The organism is Baaleninema sp. (assembly GCF_049974805.1).
Taxonomy (GTDB): Bacteria; Cyanobacteriota; Cyanobacteriia; order Cyanobacteriales; family Geitlerinemataceae; genus Baaleninema.
This window is the reverse complement of record NZ_JBNGCO010000012.1, coordinates 56,388-65,954: the sequence shown is the minus strand read 5'-3', so window position 1 is coordinate 65,954 and position 9,567 is coordinate 56,388. Positions and strand designations below refer to the sequence as shown.

Below are 9,567 nucleotides of genomic sequence, written 5' to 3'. Positions count from 1 at the left end.
CTCCCTGCGCTAAAGCGACAGGGCTTCCAAACGTATCGAGGTATTTTCCGTGAGACGATTTCGCAACGGGAAAAGTTCGTCCTGGGGGCGATCGCCCCAATCATACTTCTGCTCTCTTGTCAAATGTTGCAAAGATAATATAGAAGCAGTTTCACAGGAGCGAAAAGCCAATGCCAACTCAGAAAATCGTTTTACCGCTGGAAAACGGCGATCGCTAGAAGAAAATAAAAACATCTATAAAAAGGCGTCTTCGGAGATTCGGGTGTAATTTGTAAATTTGAAGACAAAATCTGGGATGACCCGGTCTAAAATCTGCTTATCACCTCAAACTCTCAAGAGCCGTTGGGTTTCGCTTTCGCTACACCCAACCTACGCAACTTATCACCTCAAACTCTCAAGAGCCTCGATCGGTAAACGACGCACCCGTTCTTCCAAATCAGAGGAAAGCGTGCCAAAACGACGTTGGAGTAGTCGGACAACTAAAGAAATCTCGCGTTCGATACCTCGTTCGATACCTCGTTCGATACCTTCTTGTTTAGCGCGGCGTTCCACACTGGTCACGTATTGCATTCGCCGTTCCTCCTCAAACTGACGAATTTGTTGCCAAAATCCCCGATCGAGTGCCTCGGGAAGACTCATCAACCCGTCGATAAAATGAAATAAGTTGATAACATCCTGGGAACTGTAACCCAGTTCGTACAGTCGCCGAATCAGAGACAGTTTCCACTGTTGGCGCTCTCTCCTATTTTGACGGGTTTATTGGGCTTTGAGGTGCGCCATGACGACCGTGGCGAAGGAGTTGGTACTGCGTTCGAGTAAAAAACCACAAAACCCGATATCTCTGAGATACCGGGTTTCGAGTTATCCCTTTCCCGCCTGTCCTAATCCATCGTCGGTTTCAACGCCGCTAACATCTGACGCAGACCCTCTCGCCAGTGGGGGGCGAAGCTTCCCAACACCCCTTCCAGTTTCTTTCCAGACAACACCGAATACGCCGGACGCTGGGCGGGGGTGGGATATTCCGCCGTCGTAATCGGGACGACTCGCTTCAGTTGCAACGGAAATCCCAAAGCCTCCGCTTCCTCGAAAATCGCCACAGCAAAATCGTACCAACTGGCGACGCCGCTGTTGGTGAAGTGGTAAGTTCCCTCAATATCGCGGTGGTTCGTCACGATTTGCGCGATCGCATGGGCGATATCTCCCGTCCACGAAGGACTTCCCACCTGGTCCGCCACCACGCGCACTTCGTCCCGGTCTTTCCCCAAACGCAACATGGTTTTGACGAAGTTTCCGCCACCGCCGACGCCGTAAACCCAAGCGGTTCGCAGGACGATATGGGACGAGTCCGTTTGCAACACTTCCACTTCCCCGGCGAGTTTCGATTTTCCGTATTCGCCGACGGGGTTGGTGGGGTCGCTTTCCGTGTAGGGGCGACTGTGGCACCCGTCGAAAACGTAATCGGTGGAAATATGTAGCAGTTTCGCCCCTTGTTGCTGGGCGGCTTTCGCCAGGACTCCCGGTGCAATTCCGTTGACCTTTTGCGCCAATTCCGGTTCGCTTTCGGCTTTGTCTACAGCGGTATAGGCGGCGCAATTCACGATAACATCCGGTTGAATTTCGGCGACGACTGAGGGGATGCTGCGGAGTTGAGACAAATCGAGGTGATCGCGGCCGGTACCGATAACCTCCATTTGAGTCTCGAGGAGGCGTTGCACCTCCGATCCCAACTGTCCGCCGATTCCAGTTAATAAAACTCGCATTAGTCGTAAACCTCCGCCGCGTTTAAGGACACTCCGGCTTTATCTTTTTCCGATAAAATCGGTTCGGTCTCTCCGAGTTGCCAGTTGATCGATAACTCGGGGTCGTTCCATAAAATACAACGTTCGTGGTCTTTGGCGTAATAATCGGTAGTTTTATATAGCACTTCCGCCACGTCAGACAAGACCGAAAAACCGTGGGCGAATCCTGCCGGAATCCATAACTGTCGTTTGTTTTCTGCACTCAAGCGATATCCGACCCATTTTCCGAAGCTGGGCGAGGCTTTGCGAATATCGACTGCGACGTCGAAAATTTCGCCCACGCAAGCGCGAATCAGCTTTCCTTGCGCCTGTTGGATTTGATAGTGCAAGCCCCGCAACACACCATAGTTCGATCGAGAGTGGTTGTCTTGCACGAATTGCGTTTTGACGCCCGTTTTCTCTTCAAAGGTTCGCTGGTTGAAGCTTTCAAAGAAAAAACCGCGATCGTCTCCAAAAACACGCGGTTCTAGGAGTAATACTTCTGGAATATCGGTTTGAATGACGTTCATTTATTGACGAGCCAGAACAACGAGGTTTGAAACTTTGCCAAAAAATTTAGGCTTAAACCAGCTTACCTGATAGGGGTGTTTATTTTCTATAATAGCATTATTTATTAGTAGCTTTAAATCTTTATTTGAAAGTAATCTTAAATTTTTTTCTTGCGCCCAGAATTTCAATCCTAAAAGATTTAAAATACGACGATGCTGCGGTCGTGGCAACCAGTGAATCAAGGGAATTTTAGTGTGAAAATCGAGCCAATGATAGCGGTTTGGCGTTGTGACGAGAATTCCCGAAGCGAGGGAAAGTAACTCCCGTAAATATTGAAGCTGTTGAGCTTGATTTCCCACATGTTCTATGACAGCGGAAGAGGTAACAAAATCCAGTCGATCGAACCTTTCCGGTTGAGGCGGAAAAGGCACGACCGTCAAGCCAGAAAACACCGTTTCCAAATGTTGGATATCCTCGGGAGAGGTGGCGTAAACCCGGGCGCCATCCTCAAGAAGCCAACGAATCCAGCAATTACTATCGAGATGTTCCGTGTCGGGAGTCGAACCATGGTCGAGAAACACCTTTCCCGCCACGCCACCGATTTCTTGCGCGAACCAATCGTAAATTTGGCGACGAATTCGCAACGAAGATTTCATGCGAAGTTTGTCCAGCCAAGAAATGCGATCGCCAAAATAATCGTATTCCCGAACTTCCCTCATACCCCGAAACCCAACCCTAGATCGTCAACTCTAAATCATCAACTCTCAACACTTAACTAATAATATCGATCGAACAGCACCGCCAGCGTTACCGTACACGAAAATAACACAAACCCGACGCCAAACCGATAAAACCCCTTCGACCAACCCCGAAACCGACGATTGTAAAACACCAGTCCCGCCACAGGCGCAATCGGAATCCAATACCGACCTTGCAACCCGCCAATCATCTCCGCGCCGACGAAGTTCCACAAATACGCCAAACCGCACAACATTACCATACTCGACAACGCGCTAACAGCGAAAACCCCCCGTTGCCAGCCCTGCAACCGCTTATCCGCAGGAGTCGCCACCCCCACCGTCACCGCCAACACCCCCCAATACGCCATCACCAGCCATCCCGGTAACGGCGTATCCAACCATCCCAACACCCCAATAAACTGATGCGCGTAATCGCCGCCAAACGCCGCCAACGTCCGCATCACCGTCGCCGCAAACCCCAGAGGATGGCTTAACACCAACTGAATTTGGTCCGATGGCGACAGTTGCGGGTGTAGAGAAACGTAAATTCGAGATACCACCCCCGACCACAGCGCCACCGCACCCCCAGAGGCGAGTACAATAGCACTCAAGCTTCCCCAATAGCGTCGCCAACTTCCCAAGTTTCGCCTCGGAATCGCCAGCAACAGCAACACTAAGGGAAAATACGCCAGTTTTGATAACGATAAGACAACCGCCAACCCCCCCAAGATGGCAATATCAATAACGGTATTTTTTCTATTGGCTTGAAACTTCGTCGGTGGGGTTGAAGAACCCAATTCAATATCCCCAGATTTCAAATTTTCGTGAATTTCGTTTTTTGGAGAATTCAGACGTCGGGACGAACGACCGTTCGCCCCGACAACGGACTCGATTTTCTTAAAAAACCAAGGCCACGCTAAATTCAATTTATTTCTCTCTCTTGAATTTCTCTCTCTTGAATTTCTCTCAATTCCTCTCTCTCCTCCCATCGCCACCCGCAACACCAACCCCACAAACGCAAATGCAACGCCGTTTGTCAGCGCATCTAAGGACAAGGAAGAAGCCAAACAGAGAGACATCGGCGTTAACGCCAACATCATCAACAATCCGCGATGAATTGGACTCCAATAAATCCCAAAAGAGACCAATCCTAGCCAAAACAATAAATTGGTCAACCGTCCCAAATACATCAGTTTTAGCGGCGAGATTTTGAAGAGTTTTCCGATAGAAATTCCCAAGGCTTGAGGGAGATAAGGAATTGGGGAATGTAACGCCGTGGTTTTGAAGTTGATAAACACGCGATTTTCAGGATTTAAGGGTAAATCTAAAACCGCAAAAATTTCGTTGATATCTTGTTTTTGATTGATGTCAAATCGTAAATCCCGCGTTGAGACGTTGCGAACGGTGGTTAAAACGCTTTTGGGTAGATTCCCACCCAAACATACTTCGGTCTCGAAATATTTGCTATATCCGTAACAGTCTCCGGTTTGACGTTCGGCGACGAGCTGTCCTTCTGATATTTGAAACGCACGGTAGAAGTGAAGGTATTCGTCGGGGGTTTGAAAGGGCGGGGTTAAAAAGGTAATAGCCAGTCCGAAAATCATAGAAATTAAAATAAAGTTTTTTGTAAAAAAGCTGTTTTTTTTCATGTTTTGATGTAAAATAAAGTTGAGGATTTTTCCACAAAAAACAGAGGGTTTGAGACTCGCCCCCGTTTCTCAGCTTGGCTTTCGATAAATTAGCAACATTCCCGATAACACCAAAAGCCCTAAAACGCCCGCTAAAGGATTTTTATCGATTCCCGTCACCCAACTGGGAACCGCTTCCGTATAAGCGATCCACTGTCCCACATTGATGAGGTAATATCCGCCGACTAAGCCGCCGTGTAAGCCGATGGGAAATCCCAAACGCCCTTGTGTATGAAGTTTTACTTTAACTAACAACAACCCTAGCAGAACTAATCCGATGAATTGGGGAAGGGTGCGAAGAATTTCTGAGGGGGGTTTGAGGAAGTGTAAGATGGCGAAGATAACGGCGTTGGCGACGGTGGCGATCGATACGCGGTAATCGCGTCGTAACTCGTCCCACAGCCAACCGCGAAATAGCACTTCTTCGGCGAATCCCACCGCAGAACCGACGAATACGGCTTCGAGAAGCAGGCGGGAAATCGCCATTTCAGGAGAACGCCAGCGAATCCAGCCCAAGACGGTTTCGAGTCCGAAGAGTACCGCCAGCCCCAGCAATCCCCCTATCCAGCCTCGAGTGAATTCTCGGAGAATTTGACGGCTGGGTAGGGGCGAACCGCCGTTCGTTTCTAAACCGTAGCGTTGGAAAACGCGAGTTTCGCCGTAAAATCGGCGTCCCCACCAACGGACGAGATAGAGGAATTCTCCGTATAACAGCAGGGTTCCCAGGATGCTGGCGGTGTTGGCGTCGGGAACGAAGTGATAGATGGGAATCGCCAGGGGAAGCCAACCGAGTAAGAGTAATCCGAGAAATGCGAAAACCCGCCAAACGATCGCTCTCTTTTCCATGAATTATAGAACTCAAAAATACAAGTTTGAAAAATACAAGTTTGAAAAATACAAGTTTGAAAAATACAAGTTTGAAAAATACCTGAAAAAAACAGACACTTGTTACCAATCGTCCTCGTAACGGCGGGGGGTTTCGTCCCAGTCGGGGATGTCTTCGAGGGGAAAGAGTTCTCGCGTCGAACCAGAGGAGGGAGGAGAGAAACGGGACGCGATCGATCCCCTGTCTCGACTTCTGGTTTCTCGACTTCTGGTTTCTCTCACATCCTCATAATCGTCGTAATCGTCCTCGTAATAGTCGAGAGGAACATCATTTTCGGCGTCGGGTTGGTTCAACTTCAACGGTTCGACAACGCGGGAAATCGCATCTTTAACGAAAGCTTTCACGAACTCGTCTTTCCGCGTCAACTGAAACTGACGTTGCACCACTTCCGACATTCCCCCATCTCCCCAATCGAGATCCTGGCGGAAATATTCAATAAAGCTTTTTCCGGCGATGCGTGTCAGATACGCCGCACTAATTCCCTGAATCGCTTTCCCCACGACGAGGGTTCCCACATGAAACTGTAACGCCGTCGCCACCAACTGCACCACTCCTTTAACGATTCCCAAACTGGCGAGGGTTTTTCCCAGAGACAACGCCAGTTCTCGCCCCCGTTCCAAGTTCAACTCGCACCCGTAAATTTTGCCGATTTCCACTACCATTTGGGCGTTGACGGCGGCGGTAGCCAGTAAATCCACCCCCGGAAGCGGCGTTACCGCGATCGCACCGGCCCCAATCCACTGATATCGATCGACCACTTTCACCGCCTGTCTGCGTCGCTGCGCGTCTACCAGGCGTCTGGCTTCGTCTCCCAACCGCTGGGACTTCAACAAAATATTATCGGCCACCAAATCTTCCCCTTCCGCCCGCAACACCGCCACGATGCGACGAATTAACGGCATAATATCCGGGTCTGGGGTGAAGGCTTCCCCAGTTTGCAGGCGGACGACGGGGGGATTCGCCGCCACGGGAACGATATCGCTGGGGGGGACAAAATCCCGCAGGCGCGATCGCAACCGGGCTAAAATCGTTTCGCGATCGCCCTCAGAATAAAGATCTATTTTATTGAAGACCACGATCGAGCGTTTTCCAATTTCCGCCAACACCCGCAACGGCTCGAACTCCGACTGACGCAAATCGTTATCCACCACGAACAGCAACAAATCCGCCTCCGTCGCCCACTGTCGCGCGATTTGTCCCCGCTGACCGCCTTCGCTTCCCGCTTCCAAAATTCCCGGCGTATCCGTAATTAAAATATCGCGATCGAGACCTTGTAAGTGCAGCGTATAGGTTTCCCCCATCTCCGTCGTTCCCATAGGGGCGCTCACTCGTCCCGCCACGCGCCCCAAAAGCGCGTTAATCACCGAAGTTTTCCCCGAAGAACCCGTTCCGAAAATGACGATTTGCAGATTTCCGCGAGACATCGCCGCCTCGATTTCCCGAGACCGGCTCAACAGGGCTTTTCGCGCCACCTCATCTTGAATCTGCTGCACTTGTTGGCGTACCGAACCGAGATATTCCGACGCCGCTTCGCTTTTCGTTTCCGGCGGTTTCACGGGGCGGCGGCGACGGCGTTGGCGCCGTTGTTTCGCAGGCGTCCACAACAGGCGCAGATAGTAGAAAAACGTCCCCAGCAGTAAGGCGACCAAGCCAATCAACAGCAACAGCAGCAAATTGGCGAGAAAGGGATTCGCCGACCAGGTAATTTGACTGTACAGCCAACCCAACGACGTCACCAACCAAATCGCCATCGCGAGGATGATGACGATTCCGATGACGAGGGTGAGTAGGCGAGAAAGGGGCATTTTTTACCGCGAACAGTGAACAGTGAACAGTTACTGGTAGGGTGCGTGACTTGAAAAATCGGGTGTTGCAATGAAACCAATAAATCGTCACGCACCACCCACGTAATTGAAAAATCGGGTATCGCAATGAAACCAATAAATCGTCACGCACCGCTTTTACCGCTCTTCATCAGGGTATCTTATCTGCTGGTGTTGCGGCTTAGTGATGCAGAAAAGTCCTGAAACCCTTGTTAGAAAAGATCTCGCCGTATTAAGGGGTTGGCCCAAAAATCTCAAATCGGTAAATGGCTGCCGGAGATCCCCGGCATCTCCAAGATGCCGGGGATCTGGCTCCAACTTAAATACATATAATATGTATTTTGTCAATCCCCGATCTCGAAAAGTTTTCTGCACCACTGAGGGTGTTGCGGTGTTGTGGGGAGATGTGGAGTTTGAGGCGAGGTTGTATTTTCGAGTTAAAACCGCGTTACAACCGAAGGGTAACGCAAGAAACTGTATTGGAGACTGTTTGATGGGACTTTTTAACCAAATCGCGAATGCAATTAACGACCCGAACCTTCAAGCCAGCGTCGGACAACTGGGGGGAATAGTCAATGCAGTGCGCCAAAGCAGTGACAGCCAGGGTCTCGATCCTGCAACCACGCAGGCGGTGCTGTCAGTAGTAGGAACGCAGGTCAGAAAGGCGTTGCGGGAAAAACGTCAAGATGAAGGAGAAGGGACGGTGAAGGCGATCGTCAATCAGTTTGGCGGAACCCACGCCAGTTTACAAGCAGTGCAGGCGTTGTTTTCGCCCCAGCGTCAAGAAGCTGTTGCTGAAGAAACCGCTCGTCAAACCGGGGCGAACCCGAGTACGGTTCAGGCGTTGTTACCGATATTGGTTCCGTTGGTGTTGAATTTCCTGAAAACGGGAAGTAACGCTCAAAATCCCGATGTTGAAACCAATCCCGTGTTGTCGGGATTTCTCGACGCCGATGGCGATGGCGATGTAGATATGGGGGATGCGTTGCGCTTGGCCAGTCAGTGGGTCGATCGCTAACCTCTCAACCCCGCTAAAATAAAGACATTTGGCGTTCCGGGGGGTCGTAACCGAGATGTTTCCAGGCTGCTGGCGTGGCGACGCGACCGCGTGGGGTTCGGGAGAGATAGCCGATTTGCATTAAATAGGGTTCGTAGACTTCCTCGATGGTTTGGGGGTCTTCTCCCGTAGTGGCGGCGAGGGTTTCCACCCCCACCGGACCACCGCCAAACTGTTCGATGGCCACCGTTAGCAAACGTCGATCGGTCCAATCGAGACCCATCAGATCCACATTAAACAACTCTAAGGCCGATCGCGCCACCTCTGCGGTCACCGTTCCGCCCGCTTTCACCTGGGCGTAATCCCGAACCCGCTTCAGCAAGCGGTTGGCGACCCGAGGCGTTCCGCGCGATCGACGGGCGATTTCCGTCGCTCCCTCCGCTGTCAGCGGTGTTTCTAACAGTTTCGCCGTCCGTTTCACGATTTGCGTCAGTTCCTCGGTTTCGTAGAAGCGCAACCGCTGTACCAACCCGAATCGATCGCGCAGCGGCGAAGTCAACGCCCCCACCCGCGTCGTCGCCCCCACCAGGGTAAAGGGTTTTAACTCCAAACTGCGAGTTCGGGCGGATTTTCCCTTTCCGATAGTAATATCGACGCGAAAATCCTCCATCGCCGGATACAGTAACTCTTCCGTCATGGAACTGAGGCGGTGAATTTCGTCGATAAACAGCACGTCTCCCGGCTTCAGACTCACCAGCAACCCCACGATATCTCGGGGACGTTCTAACGAGGGTGCAGTGGTCATTTTGCACCCGACCCCCATCTCCGAGGCTAAAATCGCGGCCATGGTGGTTTTCCCCAAACCCGGCGGTCCGTAGAGTAATAAGTGGTCGAGGGCTTCGCCGCGAGATTGCGTCGCTTGAATGGCGATTTCGAGAACTTCCTTCAACTCCCGCTGTCCGATGTAGTCCGCCAGTCGTTGCGGCCGTAGTTTTTCGTCCGGTTGGATGGCGGTTTGTTCCTCGAGGGTTTCTTCTGGGGAGAGCAGTTCGTTTCGCTCTCGTTCCGGTTTGGGAGAGGGTTGGTGAGATGAGAGAATCGCCATGAGAAAAATATAAAAAAGCGCTTGGGATGACTGGGGGCGT

General features: G+C 51.2%; 9 protein-coding genes. 1 reads left to right on the top strand and 8 read right to left on the bottom strand.

Annotated elements, in window-relative coordinates; all coding sequences use genetic code 11:
- Positions 1–381: 381 nt before the first annotated feature.
- The 7 genes from ACP5D4_RS04475 to ACP5D4_RS04445 all read right to left on the bottom strand — a co-directional run bounded on the left by ACP5D4_RS04475 (position 382) and on the right by ACP5D4_RS04445 (position 7,407).
- Entirely contained in the window at positions 382–639 is a 258-nt protein-coding gene (locus tag ACP5D4_RS04475; RefSeq protein ID WP_428010425.1) for a DUF4351 domain-containing protein, read from the bottom strand.
- A gap of 242 nt (positions 640–881) precedes the next feature.
- A complete protein-coding gene (rfbD, locus tag ACP5D4_RS04470; RefSeq protein ID WP_428010424.1) occupies positions 882–1,760 on the bottom strand; it encodes a dTDP-4-dehydrorhamnose reductase in 879 nt (292 codons plus the stop codon).
- Complete coding sequence (gene rfbC / locus ACP5D4_RS04465; RefSeq protein ID WP_428010423.1) at positions 1,760–2,308, bottom strand: dTDP-4-dehydrorhamnose 3,5-epimerase; 549 nt, start codon at positions 2,306–2,308, stop codon at positions 1,760–1,762. The genes rfbD and rfbC overlap by 1 nt, the downstream gene beginning before the upstream one ends.
- The gene (locus ACP5D4_RS04460; RefSeq protein WP_428010422.1) at positions 2,309–3,007 is read right to left on the bottom strand and encodes a hypothetical protein; all 699 of its coding nucleotides are present in this window, start codon (positions 3,005–3,007) and stop codon (positions 2,309–2,311) included.
- A 56-nt stretch (positions 3,008–3,063) separates the two neighbouring features.
- Positions 3,064–4,632, bottom strand: coding sequence for a DUF2142 domain-containing protein (locus ACP5D4_RS04455; protein ID WP_428010421.1), 1,569 nt, complete (start codon positions 4,630–4,632; stop codon positions 3,064–3,066).
- 114 nt (positions 4,633–4,746) lie between these two features.
- Entirely contained in the window at positions 4,747–5,562 is an 816-nt protein-coding gene (locus ACP5D4_RS04450; RefSeq protein WP_428010420.1) for a lysostaphin resistance A-like protein, read from the bottom strand.
- Positions 5,563–5,664: 102 nt separating this feature from the next.
- Positions 5,665–7,407 carry a YcjF family protein gene (locus tag ACP5D4_RS04445; protein ID WP_428010419.1) on the bottom strand — a complete coding sequence of 581 codons (1,743 nt, stop codon included), beginning with the start codon at positions 7,405–7,407 and terminating at the stop codon, positions 5,665–5,667.
- Positions 7,408–7,918: 511 nt separating this feature from the next.
- On the opposite strand from ACP5D4_RS04445, the gene ACP5D4_RS04440 reads away from it, so the two are divergent.
- Positions 7,919–8,443, top strand: coding sequence for a DUF937 domain-containing protein (locus ACP5D4_RS04440; protein ID WP_428010418.1), 525 nt, complete (start codon positions 7,919–7,921; stop codon positions 8,441–8,443).
- Positions 8,444–8,456: 13 nt separating this feature from the next.
- Here ACP5D4_RS04440 and ruvB read toward each other — a convergent pair whose 3' ends face one another.
- Complete coding sequence (ruvB, locus tag ACP5D4_RS04435; RefSeq protein WP_428010417.1) at positions 8,457–9,527, bottom strand: Holliday junction branch migration DNA helicase RuvB; 1,071 nt, start codon at positions 9,525–9,527, stop codon at positions 8,457–8,459.
- Between the last annotated feature and the right edge of the window lie 40 nt (positions 9,528–9,567).

Excerpts from the sequence above, each read along its gene's own strand:
- ACP5D4_RS04460 (WP_428010422.1), bottom strand. The coding sequence starts at position 3,007 with ATGAGGGAAGTTCGGGAATACGATTATTTTGGCGATCGCATTTCTTGG.
- rfbC (WP_428010423.1), bottom strand. The coding sequence starts at position 2,308 with ATGAACGTCATTCAAACCGATATTCCAGAAGTATTACTCCTAGAACCG.
- ruvB (WP_428010417.1), bottom strand. The coding sequence starts at position 9,527 with ATGGCGATTCTCTCATCTCACCAACCCTCTCCCAAACCGGAACGAGAG.
- ACP5D4_RS04455 (WP_428010421.1), bottom strand. The coding sequence starts at position 4,632 with ATGATTTTCGGACTGGCTATTACCTTTTTAACCCCGCCCTTTCAAACC.
- rfbD (WP_428010424.1), bottom strand. The coding sequence starts at position 1,760 with ATGCGAGTTTTATTAACTGGAATCGGCGGACAGTTGGGATCGGAGGTG.
- ACP5D4_RS04440 (WP_428010418.1), top strand. The coding sequence starts at position 7,919 with ATGGGACTTTTTAACCAAATCGCGAATGCAATTAACGACCCGAACCTT.
- ACP5D4_RS04450 (WP_428010420.1), bottom strand. The coding sequence starts at position 5,562 with ATGGAAAAGAGAGCGATCGTTTGGCGGGTTTTCGCATTTCTCGGATTA.
- ACP5D4_RS04475 (WP_428010425.1), bottom strand. The coding sequence starts at position 639 with ATGAGTCTTCCCGAGGCACTCGATCGGGGATTTTGGCAACAAATTCGT.
- ACP5D4_RS04445 (WP_428010419.1), bottom strand. The coding sequence starts at position 7,407 with ATGCCCCTTTCTCGCCTACTCACCCTCGTCATCGGAATCGTCATCATC.